This window comes from Paraburkholderia sp. 31.1 (assembly GCF_014397645.1).
GTDB lineage: Bacteria > Pseudomonadota > Gammaproteobacteria > Burkholderiales > Burkholderiaceae > Paraburkholderia > Paraburkholderia tuberum.
The window spans coordinates 19951-35056 of sequence record NZ_VZQN01000033.1; the positions used below are offsets into that span (position 1 = coordinate 19951).

Genomic DNA, 15106 nt, shown 5'->3' on the forward strand with positions numbered 1-15106 from the left:
TCGTCATGCAACTTCCCGAAGCAAAGCAGCGAGCGCGTTGATGGTCGTCGCGCGCGGCGTCGTCGCATCAGGGGCCTGACGCAGAAAATCGATTAGCGCGGCGCGCTGTTGCAGCGCGCGATCGAGCGCCGGGTTGCTGCCTGGCGCGTAAAGCCCCGATTCGACGAGCGTGCGCGACGCTTCGTACGCTGCAAGCTGCGCGACGGCTTCGGCGGCAAGCCGCCGTTCGTTGGGCTCAGCGACGTACTGCATCACGCGGCTAATGCTTCTCGGCACCTGAATCGCCGGGTAGTGACCCTGTTCGGCGAGTTCGCGCGTCAACACGATATGGCCGTCCAGCAGCGCGCGCATCGTCTCGGCCATCGGATCGTCGATGTCGTCGGTCTCGGTGAGCACGGTCATCAGCGCGGTGATCGCGCCACTGTTCCTGATTGCGCCGCACCGCTCGACGATTTTCGGCAGCGCGGCGAACACGCCCGGTGTGTACGCGCGAACGGTCGGCGGCTCGCCGGCGGCGAGGCCGATCTCGCGCAGCGCGAGCGCATAGCGCGTGACCGAATCGAGAAGCAGCAGCACGTGCGCGCCCTGCGCACGAAAATACTCGGCGAGCGACAGCGCCACCTGCACGCTGCGGGCGCGCATCACGGCAGGCTGGTCGGAGGTTGCGACCACCATCGTGGAGCGGGCGCGCGCGCTGTCGGACAGCGCACGCTGCCAGAACTCCTCCGCTTCGCGGCCCCGCTCGCCGACGAGGCACAGCACGCAGACGTCGGCTTCGACGTGGCGCGCGAGGCTCGCGAGCAGGGTCGTTTTGCCGACGCCGCTGCCCGCAAAAATGCCCACGCGCTGGCCGACGCCAAGCGTTAGCAGGCCGTCGAGCGCGCGAATGCCGGTCTCCAGCGGCTCGACCGGCGACAGGCGATCGAGCGGCGGCGTGCAGACGCCGGCGAGCGGCCATGAGGCGTCGTTCGCGGGAAGCGGTGCACCGCCGTCGAGCGGCCGGCCCAGGGGATCGACGACGCGTCCGAGCCAGCGTGGCCCAACGGGGATCGTTGCTCCCACTCGCATCGCGCACACCGGGTCGCCAACGCAGATCCCTGCCGTCGACGTGTACGGCGCCAGCGTGACGCGGCCCACCTCGACCTTGACGACTTCCGCCTCGCATTGCTGCGGACCCGGCGCGCCGAGTGAGCAGCGCGAGCCGAGCGGCACGCCGGGTCCGTCCGCTTCGACGAACGTCGGCATTACGCGCGTGATCGCGCCGACCCGGGTCGCCGGATCGACCTGACGCATTGCGGCAAGATAGCGGTGGAGCGAGGGACGGTCAGTCATCGGCGCGAAGTTCGTCGAGCGTGCGATTGAAATGCGAGAGCTGCCGCGGCAGGCTCACGTCGAGGCGGCCGAGTGTCAGATCGATCAGGCACGCGCCGGCAGCCAATTGCGGATCGGCGTCGACCGTCAGTGCGGTATCGCGCGTGAGCGTGGCGAATGCGTCGCGCAGCGCATCGGCGTCAGGAAAGTCCTTCGCGGACACGCGCACGCCGATCGCCGACCCCGCCGCGATCTGCGCGAGATGATGGCGCGCGGTTTGCACGACGAGCGCCGCACACGCAGTGGTGTCGCCGAGGGTTTTCCGCAGCGCGGCTTGTGCGACATCGAGCGCGAGGCTTTCGACTGCTTGCAGGCGGTCGCGCAACGCAGCGAGCGCCGCGTCGATACCGGCGACGAGTGCTTCGATCCGCTGCACGTGATCGAGCTTGACGCGCGCTACCCCCTTTTCGATGCCTTCTTCGATGCCTCGCTGATAGGCGGCGCGTTCCCGTTCCTCGAAGTCGCGGATTTGCTCGGCATGCGTTTGCGCGAGTTCCGCCAGTTCGCGTCTGAGTTCGTCGATCTGTGCGTCGGTTTGGAAAGCGTGCTGAACTTGCACCGGCACGTGTTCGGCCGGCTCGGCGGCTACGGCAACCAGCGTGGCTCGACCGAGCGTCTTGCGTCCGCTGCCCAGCGTGACCTGCGCGGCTTTCAGCAGCAGACTCATGCGGACCGCCCCATCCAGCGGCGAAGCTTCTGGTGGAGCCGCAATGGTTCGACCTGCGGCGGCTTGCCGTCATCATCAGAGATATCGCCGAGTTGCGCGCTGGCTGTGAGCGCCGCGGCCTGCAACGCCGAACGCGCGCGCTCCGTGATGTCATATGCACGACCAAGTGGCGCGAGCATTGCGCGGCGCTCGGGCGGCAACGCAGCGATCACGGCCTCGCGGGTCGGTGCGTTCACGCAAGACATCAACCGGCAAAGCAGTTCATGCGGCAAGGTCTCGGCGAAACGCGCAAGCCGTGATGCGGCGAGTCGCGCGTCTTCAGGCGAATGGCCGTCGCTGGCAATCGCAACGCGGTCATCTGTCGCCGGGGCCGTCATCGCCGCCACCAGATTTCCGGGTGCGACGCGCGCCGCGTCAGCGAGCAGCGGTCGCAAGCGCGCGCGCTCGTCGTGCGAGAGCGCGCTCCAGATCGCCTCGATATCGTCGATCGCAAGCCCGCTCAGATCGGCAACCGCGCGCCTCAGACGGCGTTCGCGCGATGCGTCGCGCTCAGGCGTGGCCATGCTGCTCTCCTTCTTCGGCGAGCAGCGCACGCAAGCGCAGCACGTAGGCTTCGCGCTGATGCAGACTCAAAGCACGTGACGACGAGCGACGGGAAGCACGACGCCGGCGCATCGCGAGCAACGCACCAATGATGCCGACGAGCAACAGGGCAGAGCAAACGCCGGCGGCCGGATGACTGGCCATCCATTGCGCGAGGTGTTGGACCACAGCCTCCACGCGCCGTGCGTCGGCGTCGCGTGCAGCGGAATTTGCGACGGCCAATGCGACGGGTTCGGATGCGTCGCGAATCGTGGCGCCGGCCTCCAGATCCGCGCTCGCATCGGGCTCGACTGGTGCCGCAACGCCGGCGTTCGCGGGCGTCGTTTGCGCAACCGCACTCGTCGCTGCGTCGCCGGAGTGACGCACATAGATAGACAGCACATCACCGCGCGCCGCGTCGATACCGATCGACGCGCCCAGCATCGCGTTTATGCGTGTCATATCGTCTTGCGGCAAGGCATAGTCGAGCACGATGCCGACTGATAGCCGGCGGATCGAACCGGGCTCCGACACGATCTGCTCGAGACTGCGATCGGTCTTTGTCCCCTCCACGGAGGGCATTGCGGGCAGCGGTGGCGTGCCAGCGGGCGGCAACGCATTTGCGGTTTTCGTTGACGGTAGCGGCGGCGTGGCGCTGGCCGCGCCGTCGGCGTTGACGATGGGCCGGGTGACACCCGACTCGCGCGTCGTGCGCGTCTGCGCGAAGTCAAGCGCCGCGTCGACGCTGACGCTCACATGACCGTCGCCGACCAGCGGCGCAATCTGCGTAAGGATCTTACGTTCGTAGCGTTGCTCGATCGCCTGCTTCAACGTGAAATGCGGGTCGTCGGTCATCGCGTTTTCGCCGGCTTTCGTGCCCGCGACGCCGCCGCGTTGATCGAGCACAGTGACGTCGTTGGCGGACAGCTCGGGCACCGCTGCGGCCACGAGCCGCTGGATGCCGCGCACCGTTTCGGGAGCGAGCGCCTGGCCGTCGCGCATGAACAGCGCGACCGAGGCCTTGGGCCGCGCCGCATCGCGCCGGAACAGCGACGACTCGGGCAGCGTCAGATGCACGCGCGCGAGGTCGATCTCGTCGAGCGTCATGATCGTGCGCGCGAGTTCGCCTTGCAACGCGCGCTGATAGTTGACCTTCTGCGCGAACTCGGTGAGGCCGAGATCTGAGTTATTGAACAGCTCGAAGCCGACCGCGCCGTGCAGGCGCAGATCGCTGCTCATCAGCTTCAGACGCAGTGCGCGCGTATCGCCGGCGGGCACCAGAATCGCGGAGGTCTCGTCGTCGATCCGGTAGGGTACCTTCTGTTTGTCGAGTTCGGCCACGAGCGCGGACGCGTCCTGCGGCTTCAGATCGCGGAACAGGACCTGATAGCCGGGCCGTGACAGGAAGAACGCGGCTGCCATCGCGCCGCACAGCAGCAGTGATAGCGCGCCGACCATCAAGAATTGCCGCTCGCGCGGCGCATCGGCAAAAAACGACTTGAAGCGGGACATGCTGGCTTCCATTTCAGAGTTGCATCCGCATCAGTTCCTGGTAGCCCTCGACGAGGCGCGAGCGGATCTGCAACGCGAATTGCAGCGATATGCGGGCCTGTTCGAGCGCCATCATCACTTGATGCGGCGGCAGGTCCGCGCCGAGCGCGAAGTCGGCAATCGCTGCATTGGCGGTGCTGACCTGCGTGTCGACCGATTGCAGGCCATCGACGAGTAGAGCGCCGAAGCCGGGTTGAGTGGTCGCGCCGAGGCCTTGCTCCACTTGCGGCGCGAGCGACGGCGCCAGGCCGATTTGCCACGTCGGCGCGAGAAAGCCCGGTTCGAGCGCGGAGATGACGGCGATGCTCATCAGTGGCTCCCCATTTCGAGGGCACGCATATACATCGAGCGTGCCGCGTTGAACATCACCGTGTTGGCTTCGTACACGCGCAACGTCTGCACCATGAGCGCCATCTCGCCGGCATGATCGAGACCGGCGTAGGACACGAAGCCTTTCGCGTCCGCGTGCGGATGCGACGGGTCGTAGACGAGGCGCGGCGGCGCGTCGACCGTCTCGATGCCATACGTCTGCACGCCCCCGAGCCCATGCGTGGTGGGAAGTCCCGCGGCGCTGTGCGCACCGGGCGTGCCGCCGTTGCCGAGCAGAGTGGGGAAGTCCCCTGCGGCCAGGCGCGGCCCCGACACGAGCCGCAGCGGCTGATAAGACGCGCCGCTTGCCGTGCGCGTCGTGCCCGCATTGGCCAGGTTCTGCGCAATGACTTCCATGCGTTGGCGCTCGACGTCGAGTCCGGAGCGCGCAATCGCGAAGATGGAATCGGTCATCGGTTCAGCCTCCGCCTATCGCGAGTTTCTCGATCTGCATCGTGCGATCGAGCATGCCGGCCAGCATCGCGTAGCGTGCCGAGGTTTCAGATGCCGTAGCAATTTCGTCGTCGATTCGCACGGTATTCGAGGCGAGCGGCAGCGGCGCGTCGATGCGGGGCGCGACACCCGCGACACGCGGGAGCACGCTGGCCGGCGTGTCGCCGGGGTGCAACGCGGCGGCGTCGCGCAAGGCATCCTCGAACGACACCCGCAGCGGCGTGAAATTCGCCGAGCCGGCGTTGGCCACGTTCTGCGCGGTGGCCGTTTGCCGTGCGAACAGCCCGTCGAGAGCCTTGCCGGCGATGGCGGCGACGAGGTTGATCGTCATAGCGGTTCCTCCTGTTATTGAACGATGATGTCGGCGTGCAACGCGCCCGCCGCCTTGATGGCTTCGAGAATCGCGATCACGTCGCGGGTGCTGACACGACTGCGCGAGAGCGCTTGCACGAGTTCGCCGACCGAGCCGTAGGGGAACGTTGCGGCGACGGTCTGGCCGGGTTCGTCGACGGAAAGATCGCTGTTGCCGATCACGAGGCTGCGCACGCCGCGGCCCGCAATGCCGATCTGCTCGGGTTGCGATGCCGAGTATTCGGTCGTGACCGTCACGCGAATGTCGCCGTGCGAAATCGTGATCGGCGAGATGTGCGTGTCGCCGCCGGCGACCACGGTGCCCGTGCGTTCGTTGATGACGACACGTGAGCCCTGATCGGGCACGACGCCAAGCGTCTCCACGCGCGCTACGAAACTGTTGAGCGCGCTGCCTTCACCGGGCGCGCGGATCTGGACGGTTTCCGCGTCGAGCGAGCGCGCGCTGCTGGCGCCGAACGCCTGGTTGATACGCTGTGCGATGCGCTCTGCCGTGGTCGCATCCGCGTTGCGCAGGACGAAGTTCAGATAGCCGTCCTGCGTGACGAGCTCGGCGCGCACCGGTACTTCGACGATCGCACCTTGCGGCACGGTACCGACCGTCGGATGATTTTTCTGGCGCAGATTGCCGTTGGCGTCGAAGCGGTAGCCGCCGACCGTTATCGGTCCTTGCGCGAGTGCGTACGTCTTGCGGTCGGGGCCGCGCAGCGGCGTCATGATCAGCGTGCCGCCCGACAGGCTGCGTGCATCGCCCATCGACGTGACGTTGATGTCGATCCGGTCGCCGATGTTGGCGGTCGGCGGCAGCGAGGCCGTAATCATGACCATGGCGACGTTGCGGCTCTGGATCTGGTCCTGGGTCAGATTCAGATCGAACTGCGACATCATGTTCATCATGGCCTGACGCGTGGCCTGATTGCGCGGCGTGTCGCCCGAGCCCGCGAGACCCGACACGATGCCGTAGCCGACGAGCATGTTGTCGCGCCAGCCGAGAAAGCGTCCGAGGTCTTTGAGGCGCACTTCATTTGCCGCGTGCGCTGGACCGCTGCCCGCGGCCATCGCGCATACGAGCAGCAGTACGGCCTGGATGACCCGCATCGTGCGAGAAGAGAGCCGCATTACCATAAGCCCAGCCATGCGAGAAAGCGGGGAATGAGGCCGGGTCTCGACCGATCGGTGATGAAGCCTTCGCCGACGTAGTCGATCTTCGCGTCCGCGAGGCGGTTCGACTGCACTGTGTTGTTCGCGGCGATGTCGACCGGACGCACGCGGCCTTGCAGATGGATGCGCGTCTTTTCGCCGTTGACGTCGATGGCCTGTTCGCCGGCGACGATCAGGTCACCATTCGGCTCAGTCGCCTCCACACGCGCGCTGATCTGCGCGAGCAAACGGCCCGTGCGCTGGATCTGTCCGCGTCCGCCGTAGTTATCGCCGAGGCCGATCTGCGCAGCATTGCTGCCGGCCCACATCGTCGACACGTTGCCCTGCACAGCCACGTTCGTTTTGGTCGACGTGTCCGCAGTATTGCTCGCGGTCGAGTTCTCATAGACGAGGATCGTGACGATGTCGCCCGGGCGCGAGGCGCGGCGGTCCGAGGTCAGCGACTGGTAGGCGTCGCTGTGGAAGAGGTCGGCGGCGTGGGTGGGCGTGAGCGCGCACCAGGCGATGCCTATCGTTGCCAGCGTTGAACGGATCTTGGGTTGCATGACTGAATTACTTCGACAGCGAGGTGGTAGCAGGAATGGCCACGATGTCGTGATCGCCTGTCGCGATCATGGTTACGCGGCCACTCGCGCTGTCCGTTAATGCGATGCCGGTTCGCCAGACGGTGACGGCACCCGTTCGTACGACGGCCACAATGCGTTCGCCGCGCATGACCTGGGCGAGACGTTGTGAGGGGATGCCGGTTATCACGTCGCCGGGCACGAGGTTTTGAGCCGCACGCGCGACGCGCGCTTTGTCGTCGTAGTGAACGCCGCGCATGACTAGCTTCTGCGGGCACGCGATACCGCGCACGCTATCGAACGTGATTGCATCGCCTTTCGCGAGATCACGAACGAGTTCGACGCAGCGTGCCGGCGGCGCAGAACGAGCGTCGCTCGGCGAACCGGACATGGCGCGAACAGGACCGCTGATGACGACGGCCGGTTGAGTGTCCCGCATGGAAAGCCACGGCGTGAGGGCCGGCATCTGACGGCGGGCCGCTTCGGCGAGACGACGCGGCTCTACCGCAACACTCGTAGCCGATTCGGACAATCTTGCGACGACGAGTTCGGCCGCCTGCTTTTGCAGGGCCACAGGCACAGGGCTCAGGTCGGCGACATCGCCGAATCGCACGACGTTGCCGTCGATGTCGGCGGCGGCGCGGAACTTCACCGCCGCGTCAGAGGCGTAGGCTGCCGCGCTCGCGACCACGGAGGCGAGCGCGATCGCAAACGCATTGAACTGGCGACATCGGATGGGCGACATAAGATTGAACGCGCTCGTATTGAACATGGGCTGGCTGTATTTGACCGTGATTGCGAAGCTGGCTTACCGCTTCAACCCATTCGCAATCGCCATCAACTCATCGCCGGCCTGCACGAGTCGCGCGTTCGACGCATACGCACGCTGATACAGCATCAGACTGACGAGTTCATCCGACAGCGACACGTTCGAGGCTTCGCTGAATCCTTGCGCCAACGTCCCAGCGTTGTCTTCGCCGGGACGCACGCGGCTGACAGTGATCCCGTCGTCCTGAATGCGATAGATTCCGTCGCCGGCCGATTGCAGCGCGCGCACGTCAGTCGGCATCACGAGTTCGATTTCGCCGAGATCAATCGGGTCGGTCTGGTTCGGCAGAACCGCCTGCACCTGGCCGGTCGTCGAAATGGTGATGCTGGAGGCGTCGCGCGGAACGGAAATCATCGTTTTGAGCGGCAGGCCGTTCGACGCAGTCAGATAACCGTCGGCCCCGACGTGCAGCGTGCCGCCGCGCCACAACGTGGCCGGTCCCGAGTCCGACGCCAGTTCGATGAAGCCGTCGCCCCGAATCGCGAGATCGAGCGCGCTGCCGGTCGGGCGCAACTCGCCCGCCGTGAAAACGTGCAGCGACGGGTCGGCCGCCACGCCCGCGGCGATGGTGACGGTTTCGTTGGCCGGGGCGCGGCTGAGTGGGGCGACCGCCGACGTCAGTAACTCGCTGAAGGACACCGTGCCGCGCTTGAACGCCGGTGTGTTCATGTTCGCGATGTTGTTCGCGGTGACGTCGACGGCTGTCTGCTGCGCGTTCAAGCCCATCGCGCCGATATAAAAAACGTTGTTCACGCTTACATGTCTCCCAAACGCTGCAAAACGGCGCCGAGCATGTCGTCGTACGCATGCACGAGCTTCTGGCCGGACTCGACGCGGCGCATTGCCTCCATCATCCGCATCATGTCGTTGCCGAGCGCGACGTTCGACGATTCGATAAAGCCCTGCACGATGTGCGGATGTTCGGCGTCGACGGCCTGCGCGTCCGTGGCATGGAACAGGCCGTCCGCGCGGCGCTCGAGTTGGGTCGGATCCGTAAAAGTTGCGACGCGTATCACGGCCGAAGGCGTGCCGTCGTCAATCAGCGTGCCGTCGCCGGCGATCTGCCAGTTGCCCGAACGCAGGATCACGTCGCCGCCACCCGCGGCTTGCAACGCCCAATTCTGGGCCGTGACGAGACGTCCGTCGGCATCGCGCTGGAACGCGCCGAGCCGAGTGTAGGCCGGACCGCTCGCTGTCATGACCTCGAAGAAGCCGGAGCCGCTGATCGACAGATCGAGCGGATTGCCGGTGTGGACCAGCTTGCCGGCGGAGAAGTCGGTGGCGATGCCGGTTGGCGGCGGCGCGAGCATGGCAGACACAGGGACCGTCCCGGTGCGTCCGGCTGCGAGCACGTCGTCGAACGCGATCTGCCGCTTGTAGCCGGGCGTGGCCACATTCGCGAGGTTTTGCCCAGCGGTTTCGATCCGGCGCGTTTCGTGCGAGATCAGGCTGGCCGCGACAGTCATCATGTTATCCATCAGGAATCCGTTTCAATTTGGCAGGCAGGTGGCAAGCTGCCCGACACTCAGGCGGCGAGCGCTGTAGCGTTCGAGGGCTGCGCGGCGCGCGCGGGAGCCCGAGCCGCAGTTGTGTCGAGACTGACCATCGCGAACGATCTCAGGCTGATCGAGTGCGGAACCTCGTTCATCGACAGCACGGCGAGCCGTGGCGCAACACGATGCGTGAAGGTTTTCAGATGACGACGAATTTCCGGGCGGCACAGCAACGCAGGTTTGAGGTTCTGCCGCATCATCGCGTCGACCTGCGCGGCGAGCCGGGCGAGGAAGCTTTCGGCCAGACGCGGATCGAGCACGAACGCGCCTGCGCCGTCAGCACCCTGCAGGTTCTGCACGATCGCGTTTTCGAGCGCGGGGTCGAGCGTCAGCACCGCAAGCGCATCGTGATCGCTCTGGATTGCCTGACAGATGCCGTGGCCGAGCCGCTGGCGCACACGCTCGCTCAACGCGGCAGGGTCTTTTTCATGCCGACCCGCGTCGACCAGCACTTCGACGATCAGGCCGATATTGCGGATCGCGACCTGCTCGGTCAGCAGATTCTGCAAGACGTGCTGCACGTCGCTGACGGCGAGCACGTTCGGCACGAGTTCCTCGACGAGGCCGGGTGTGCGTGAACGCACTCCTTCGAGCATCGCGACGACTTCGGTGCGCGACAGCAACGCGGGTACGTTGGCCTTGATCACCTCGGTGACGTGCGTGATCAGCACGGTCAGCGGATCGACCGCGGTGTAACCGAGCGAGCGCGCGCGCGACAGGTCGGCCGTATCGATCCATACCGCGGGCAGCCCGAAGGCCGGATCGTGAGTGGCGATGCCGGGCACCTTCTCACCCTTGTCCGACGAGTGAATGGCGAGTGTTTTTTCCGGATACAGCGTTGCCTGACCGAAGCGGTCTCCGAACAGCAGGATCCGGTAGTCGTTGGAGCCAAGCTGCGCGCCGTCGCGGAACACCACGGGCGGAATGGACACGCCCATCTCGGCCGCGTACTGTTTGCGAAACGCCGCGATGCGTTCGGCCAGCAAGCTTTGCGTCGGGATCCATGCGGCCGTCAGCGCGGCGCCGAACGACACTTCGACGGCCGGCAGATCGGTGGCCTGGGTGGCCGCGGCCGCGTCGCTGTCGCCTCCGTCCGTCGCGGCCTGGTTATCCGGCGCCGCACTTCGTTTGCGGCGCGCGATCCACCAGGCGCAACCCGCAATCGTTGCAAGGATCAGCACGGGCCACTTCGGCATGCCCGGCAGCGCGAGCAGGCCGGTCAGCGCGACCATGACGAGGATCTGGATCTTCGGGAATTGCACGAGCTGACGCAGCACCTCGTTGCCGAGCTCCCCGTCCGCAGACGAGCGCGTGACGATGATGCCGGTCGCGACGGAAATGATCAGCGCGGGCACCTGCGTGACGATGCCGTCGCCGATCGTCAGCAGCGTGAAGGTCTGCATTGCCTGGCTGAGCGGCATGCCCATCTGCGCGACGCCGACCGCCCAGCCGCCGAGAATGTCGATCAGCAGGATCATGATGCCGGCTACCGCATCGCCTTTGACGAACTTGCTCGCGCCATCCATCGAGCCGTAGAAGCCAGCTTCCTTTTCGAGCGCCTTGCGTCGGCGCTTCGCTTCGTCCTGATCGATGAGACCCATGTTGAGGTCGGCGTCGATGCTCATCTGCTGGCCGGGCATCGCGTCGAGTACGAAGCGCGCGGCGACTTCCGACACGCGCTGCGCGCCGGTCGTGACCACCACGTATTGCACGACGATCAGGATGAAGAAGACGATCAGGCCGATGACGAAGTTACCCTGCACGACGAATGCGCCGATTGCCGCGATGACCTGGCCCGCTTCGGCGCCGGACAGGATCAGACGGGTCGCGGCGATGTTCAGCGACAAGCGGAACAGCGTCGCGATCAGCAGCAGGGAAGGGAACGTCGAGAACTCGACGGGTCGCGACACGTAAAACGTCATCAACAGGATCGTGAACGCGAATGCGAAATTGACGATGATGAACAGGTCGAGCGCCCCTGCCGGAATCGGTGTAAACAGCAGCAACAGGATCGCGACGACGGCGAAGACGAGCGCGAGGTCGGAATGATTGCGCAGGCGGGATCGAAGCGTCATGCGGACATCACCTGCGACGGCGCACGTCGCGCCTGCAAATAGATCGCCGCGGTATCGCGATACAGATCGCCCGGCACCTCGCGTTCGAGCACTGCCTTGAAATAGAGCGCGCGGGCGAAACGTGGCGACTCGATGACCGGCACGCCATAGATGAAGGCGAGCTTCTTCAGACGCAGTGCAAAATCGCCGGCCCCTTTGGCGACGACATGCGGCGCGGCCATCCGTGACGGATCGTATTTCAGACCGACCGCATAATGCGTCGGGTTCGCGACGATCACGTCCGCACTGCGCACCGCCTTCATGCTGCGCGAACGCTGCAGCAATTCGCGCTGCAACTGGCGGCGCCGCTGCTTGATGCGCGGATCGCCTTCGCGCTGCTTCATTTCCTGCTTCTGCTCGTAGCGGCTCATACGCATCTTTCTCGCGAATGAGCGTCGCACCAGCACCTGGTCGAGCAACGCGAACACCGACGCGGCCGCGAGCAGCATGAAAAGCAGGTGGACGCCGCTAGCGAGCAGCGTCTGCGCAATGCGTACCGCGGACAGGTCCTCATGTGCGAGCGAGACGGCCGCATCGACGATCGTGAAACGGATGATCGCCACATAGACGACCATCTTGAAGCATGCCTTGGCGGCTTCGATCAGCGTCTGTATCGAGAAAACACGCCTGAGACCTTGCACCGGATTCAGCTTGCTGGTGTCCAGCCTGAGTGCGCCGGGGGCGAACAGGAAGCCGGTCTGCATCAGCGCTGACAGTAGCGCGCTACCCATCGCAATCGCAATCAGTGGCGCAACCGCGTGCGCGCCCTGCAGCAGCAGCGCCGCGCACGCGAGCGGCATCGCACGGCCACTTGCGTCGAGTGACGCGGCTTCGCTCAGCGCATGAGCGCCGAGCGAAGCGAGACGTGCCGCCATTTCTCCGCCCCACACTGACAGGTAGCCGGTACTCGCAAGCAGGCCGAGCACCATGCCGAGTTCCTGGCTGCGCGGCACCATGCCCTTCTTGCGCGCCTGCTCGAGCTTGTAAGCAGTGGCCTGTTCCGATTTGTTCTGTTCCGTATCCGACATGACTAATCCAGGGACGGTACGAAAGCCAAGGCGTGCGTCAGCAAACGCAATGTCGCAGGTGCGAGTAGACCCGCTGATAGCGCCATCATGACGGGCGTCGCGATGACTTTGATTTGCAGACCCAACATCAGTGCGTTCATTTGCGGCAACGCGCGGGAGAGAAAGGCGATCGCTACATCGATTAGAAACAGTGTGACCATTGCGGCCGCGATGACCGACAGACCCATGCCGAGCGCAATGCCGAAATAGCCGATCAGCGCATCGGGAGTGACGGCGACTCGCGCGTAGCCGACTGGTATGACGCTCGTTAGCGCCATCAAAAGCCGTACCAGCTCGAGATGACCGCCCGAAGCAAAAAACAGCAGGCCCGCGACGAGCGTGAGTATCGTGCCGAACAGCGGCGCCTGTGCACGCGAACCCGGATCGATCACCATCGCGAGACCGTAGCCGGCCTGGACGTCGAGCACGCGGCCAGCAAACGTTAGCGCGGCAAACGCGGCCTGGAACGCGAAGCAGATCGCGAGGCCCAGCATCAATTCGGCTGCAGCGGCGATGAGTAGCGCTGCGCCGTCCATGTAGACGTCGGGTGCAGCGCTATGTGCCAGACATGCGGCGAGCGCCAGCACGAAGCACACGCGGACCGGCGCGGGCACCTGCGTTTGTGAGAACGGCGGCGCAAGAACGAACACCGGGCCGATTCGCAACGAAAGAAGAAGAACGCCGAGCGTCCAGCTCGTGCTGGCTTCGACTGTCATTGCGTTAGCCCAGATCAGGAATGCTGCGGAAAAGCGATGCTGCGAAACCGGTCAGACGCGCGAGCATCCACGGGGCGAGCGAAACCGTCACGATGACGGCGACCGCGAGCTTCGGCACATAGCTCAGGCTCATTTCCTGCAGCTGCGTGACGACCTGAAAGACACTGATCAGCAGACCGACCACGAGCGTGGCAATAACAATTGGCCCCGCGATGAGGAAGCTGTTCCAGAACAGCTGCGTCATCATTTGGAGTGCCTGGTCTGCCGACATGGATGAGGTCCCGTGTTTAAGTGGGCCGCATTATGGGGAGTTTTCTTTCGAATTGGAAGTGGTGAAATTGAAAATAGTAAGGCGAACGGATGAAAATAGTGAGGCAAACGAATCAAAAACGAATGCAATCAGATTAATCAGAGAGGTAGGTGCTTATATCAAAATCAAAATAGTCGATCGTCACGTATTTTTAGGACAAGTTCTATTTCGCAGATGATCGACCATTCGCGAAAAATTAGGCATTTTCCTATTCCAGTTCTTGTGACGATTTGTTAAGGGGAGGGGTCTTATTGCTCCGGGTCACCTTTCTCGCGATCGCTTTTGCAAGTGTATTGCCTTGTGGGTCCAAGGGCCGATTCAATGCCGCATCAAGGACTTGACTCGCTGTATTTTGATCGCCTGCGGAGGTGCTGAGCAGACTCTTCGCAAGCGCGGCGGACAGACACTCGGGGTCCAGCCGCAACGCCACCTTCATATGCGCACGCGCCTCGTCGAGTCTGCCTTCCCGCAGCGCCACGATGGCCAGTGCGCCAGGGGCTTCGGCAAAACCGCGATCTAGGTGAGCGCCTTGTTCGAAGCGCGACCGCGCCAGTTGCAGATCGCCATTGAGCAAATGGGCCCAGCCGGCCGCAATCCAGGAGCCCGCATGGGTGCGAAACGATTCGGATGCGGCGTCGATGTGTTGCGCGGCCTGCTCGAAGCGGTGCTGTTCGAGTAGCACGAGCCCTGTGCCGAGAAGCGCGCGGCTGTGTGCCGGCTGGCTGCGCAGTGCCTCCGCGAATAGCGCCATGGCGTCGAACTCGCGGCCTTCGCCGAGTGCCAGCAAACCAGCTATGGCGAGACCGTCGGGAGAGCTCTTTGCAAGAGACGCGAACTGTTGCGCGCTGTCGGGATGTCCGGCATCGAACAAAGCAGCGGCGAGGAGTCCGCAGACTTCGATGCCGGTCTCCGGATGATCCGCATACCGCTTGCCAACTTCGATGACCTCGTCAAGGCGGCCTTGATGGTGAAGCGACCGCATTTGGAGCGTGATGGCTTGCGGAATCGTTGTCAGCACGCCTTCATCCAGCAGCGCTAGCGTTTCGTCGAAAGCGCCGAGCATGGCGTGCGCATAAGCTTTGTTATAGCGAATCGCGGGATGGCTTTCACCGTCCGGTAACGCGGCGAATGCCCGGAGCGCGTCCTCGAATTTGCCACGAGCCATGGCACACAGCCCACGCAGATGCATCGACTCAGGCGGCACCGCACCGAGCGCTTGCTGACGTGCGAGCAGTTCATCGCACCGTTCGAATTGCTGTGCGTCGAATGCGCACGCGGTGGCGTCTCCTAGCAACGACAGGTTGTTGGGGTCGGACTCAAGGAACGCAAGCAGCCGGGTCAGTCGGGCAGATGCCAAAGCAACGGCGTGTTCGGAAGTGGAGTTCATTTGGCGTCGGGTGTTCGCTGCGTCGGTGGACAAAGCCGAAAGTG

17 protein-coding genes are annotated in these 15106 nt (G+C 64.6%); all 17 read right to left on the reverse strand.

Annotated features, from left to right (window positions below; all coding sequences use genetic code 11):
• Positions 1-3: 3 nt before the first annotated feature.
• Positions 4-1332 (reverse strand): FliI/YscN family ATPase, encoded by a 1329-nt coding sequence (locus tag F6X37_RS24185; RefSeq protein ID WP_184058978.1) that lies wholly within the window; start codon positions 1330-1332, stop codon positions 4-6.
• Positions 1325-2038, reverse strand: coding sequence for a FliH/SctL family protein (locus F6X37_RS24190; protein WP_187613031.1), 714 nt, complete (start codon positions 2036-2038; stop codon positions 1325-1327). Before F6X37_RS24190 ends, F6X37_RS24185 begins: the two co-directional genes overlap by 8 nt.
• Positions 2035-2601 (reverse strand): hypothetical protein, encoded by a 567-nt coding sequence (locus F6X37_RS24195; RefSeq protein WP_187613032.1) that lies wholly within the window; start codon positions 2599-2601, stop codon positions 2035-2037. Before F6X37_RS24195 ends, F6X37_RS24190 begins: the two co-directional genes overlap by 4 nt.
• Positions 2588-4132 carry a flagellar basal-body MS-ring/collar protein FliF gene (fliF, locus tag F6X37_RS24200; RefSeq protein WP_262420008.1) on the reverse strand — a complete coding sequence of 515 codons (1545 nt, stop codon included), beginning with the start codon at positions 4130-4132 and terminating at the stop codon, positions 2588-2590. Before fliF ends, F6X37_RS24195 begins: the two co-directional genes overlap by 14 nt.
• A gap of 13 nt (positions 4133-4145) precedes the next feature.
• On the reverse strand, positions 4146-4481 hold the full coding sequence (gene fliE / locus F6X37_RS24205; protein ID WP_187613034.1) for a flagellar hook-basal body complex protein FliE: 336 nt from the start codon (positions 4479-4481) through the stop codon (positions 4146-4148).
• Positions 4481-4954 (reverse strand): flagellar basal body rod protein FlgC, encoded by a 474-nt coding sequence (gene flgC, locus F6X37_RS24210; RefSeq protein WP_187613035.1) that lies wholly within the window; start codon positions 4952-4954, stop codon positions 4481-4483. Before flgC ends, fliE begins: the two co-directional genes overlap by 1 nt.
• A gap of 4 nt (positions 4955-4958) precedes the next feature.
• Entirely contained in the window at positions 4959-5324 is a 366-nt protein-coding gene (locus F6X37_RS24215) for a flagellar basal body rod protein FlgB (protein WP_187613036.1), read from the reverse strand.
• Between the two features lie 14 nt (positions 5325-5338).
• A complete protein-coding gene (locus tag F6X37_RS24220; RefSeq protein ID WP_260321072.1) occupies positions 5339-6481 on the reverse strand; it encodes a flagellar basal body P-ring protein FlgI in 1143 nt (380 codons plus the stop codon).
• Positions 6481-7068 (reverse strand): flagellar basal body L-ring protein FlgH, encoded by a 588-nt coding sequence (locus F6X37_RS24225; protein WP_184058964.1) that lies wholly within the window; start codon positions 7066-7068, stop codon positions 6481-6483. The genes F6X37_RS24220 and F6X37_RS24225 overlap by 1 nt, the downstream gene beginning before the upstream one ends.
• Positions 7069-7075: 7 nt before the next feature.
• A complete protein-coding gene (locus tag F6X37_RS24230) occupies positions 7076-7858 on the reverse strand; it encodes a flagella basal body P-ring formation protein FlgA (protein WP_187613038.1) in 783 nt (260 codons plus the stop codon).
• A gap of 36 nt (positions 7859-7894) precedes the next feature.
• Positions 7895-8668 (reverse strand): flagellar hook-basal body protein, encoded by a 774-nt coding sequence (locus F6X37_RS37675; protein WP_184058958.1) that lies wholly within the window; start codon positions 8666-8668, stop codon positions 7895-7897.
• Positions 8669-8670: 2 nt separating this feature from the next.
• The gene (locus F6X37_RS24240) at positions 8671-9393 is read right to left on the reverse strand and encodes a flagellar hook-basal body protein (protein WP_187613039.1); all 723 of its coding nucleotides are present in this window, start codon (positions 9391-9393) and stop codon (positions 8671-8673) included.
• A 47-nt stretch (positions 9394-9440) separates the two neighbouring features.
• A complete protein-coding gene (locus tag F6X37_RS24245; RefSeq protein ID WP_187613040.1) occupies positions 9441-11543 on the reverse strand; it encodes a flagellar biosynthesis protein FlhA in 2103 nt (700 codons plus the stop codon).
• Complete coding sequence (locus tag F6X37_RS24250) at positions 11540-12610, reverse strand: flagellar biosynthesis protein FlhB (protein ID WP_187613041.1); 1071 nt, start codon at positions 12608-12610, stop codon at positions 11540-11542. Before F6X37_RS24250 ends, F6X37_RS24245 begins: the two co-directional genes overlap by 4 nt.
• A 2-nt stretch (positions 12611-12612) precedes the next feature.
• Positions 12613-13365 (reverse strand): flagellar biosynthetic protein FliR, encoded by a 753-nt coding sequence (locus tag F6X37_RS24255; RefSeq protein WP_187613042.1) that lies wholly within the window; start codon positions 13363-13365, stop codon positions 12613-12615.
• A gap of 4 nt (positions 13366-13369) precedes the next feature.
• Positions 13370-13612, reverse strand: a complete 243-nt coding sequence (locus F6X37_RS24260) for a flagellar biosynthetic protein FliQ (protein WP_260321071.1) — start codon at positions 13610-13612, stop codon at positions 13370-13372.
• A 271-nt stretch (positions 13613-13883) separates the two neighbouring features.
• Positions 13884-15062 carry a tetratricopeptide repeat protein gene (locus F6X37_RS24265; RefSeq protein ID WP_187613043.1) on the reverse strand — a complete coding sequence of 393 codons (1179 nt, stop codon included), beginning with the start codon at positions 15060-15062 and terminating at the stop codon, positions 13884-13886.
• Positions 15063-15106: the final 44 nt, after the last annotated feature.

Bases quoted from the DNA above. Each gene is read 5' to 3' on its own strand.
- F6X37_RS24185 (WP_184058978.1), bottom strand. From the start codon at position 1,332: ATGACTGACCGTCCCTCGCTCCACCGCTATCTTGCCGCAATGCGTCAG.
- F6X37_RS24190 (WP_187613031.1), bottom strand. From the start codon at position 2,038: ATGAGTCTGCTGCTGAAAGCCGCGCAGGTCACGCTGGGCAGCGGACGC.
- F6X37_RS24195 (WP_187613032.1), bottom strand. From the start codon at position 2,601: ATGGCCACGCCTGAGCGCGACGCATCGCGCGAACGCCGTCTGAGGCGC.
- fliF (WP_262420008.1), bottom strand. From the start codon at position 4,132: ATGTCCCGCTTCAAGTCGTTTTTTGCCGATGCGCCGCGCGAGCGGCAA.
- fliE (WP_187613034.1), bottom strand. From the start codon at position 4,481: ATGAGCATCGCCGTCATCTCCGCGCTCGAACCGGGCTTTCTCGCGCCG.
- flgC (WP_187613035.1), bottom strand. From the start codon at position 4,954: ATGACCGATTCCATCTTCGCGATTGCGCGCTCCGGACTCGACGTCGAG.
- F6X37_RS24215 (WP_187613036.1), bottom strand. From the start codon at position 5,324: ATGACGATCAACCTCGTCGCCGCCATCGCCGGCAAGGCTCTCGACGGG.
- F6X37_RS24220 (WP_260321072.1), bottom strand. From the start codon at position 6,481: ATGCGGCTCTCTTCTCGCACGATGCGGGTCATCCAGGCCGTACTGCTG.
- F6X37_RS24225 (WP_184058964.1), bottom strand. From the start codon at position 7,068: ATGCAACCCAAGATCCGTTCAACGCTGGCAACGATAGGCATCGCCTGG.
- F6X37_RS24230 (WP_187613038.1), bottom strand. From the start codon at position 7,858: ATGTTCAATACGAGCGCGTTCAATCTTATGTCGCCCATCCGATGTCGC.
- F6X37_RS24240 (WP_187613039.1), bottom strand. From the start codon at position 9,393: ATGGATAACATGATGACTGTCGCGGCCAGCCTGATCTCGCACGAAACG.
- F6X37_RS24245 (WP_187613040.1), bottom strand. From the start codon at position 11,543: ATGACGCTTCGATCCCGCCTGCGCAATCATTCCGACCTCGCGCTCGTC.
- F6X37_RS24250 (WP_187613041.1), bottom strand. From the start codon at position 12,610: ATGTCGGATACGGAACAGAACAAATCGGAACAGGCCACTGCTTACAAG.
- F6X37_RS24255 (WP_187613042.1), bottom strand. From the start codon at position 13,365: ATGACAGTCGAAGCCAGCACGAGCTGGACGCTCGGCGTTCTTCTTCTT.
- F6X37_RS24260 (WP_260321071.1), bottom strand. From the start codon at position 13,612: ATGATGACGCAGCTGTTCTGGAACAGCTTCCTCATCGCGGGGCCAATT.
- F6X37_RS24265 (WP_187613043.1), bottom strand. From the start codon at position 15,062: ATGAACTCCACTTCCGAACACGCCGTTGCTTTGGCATCTGCCCGACTG.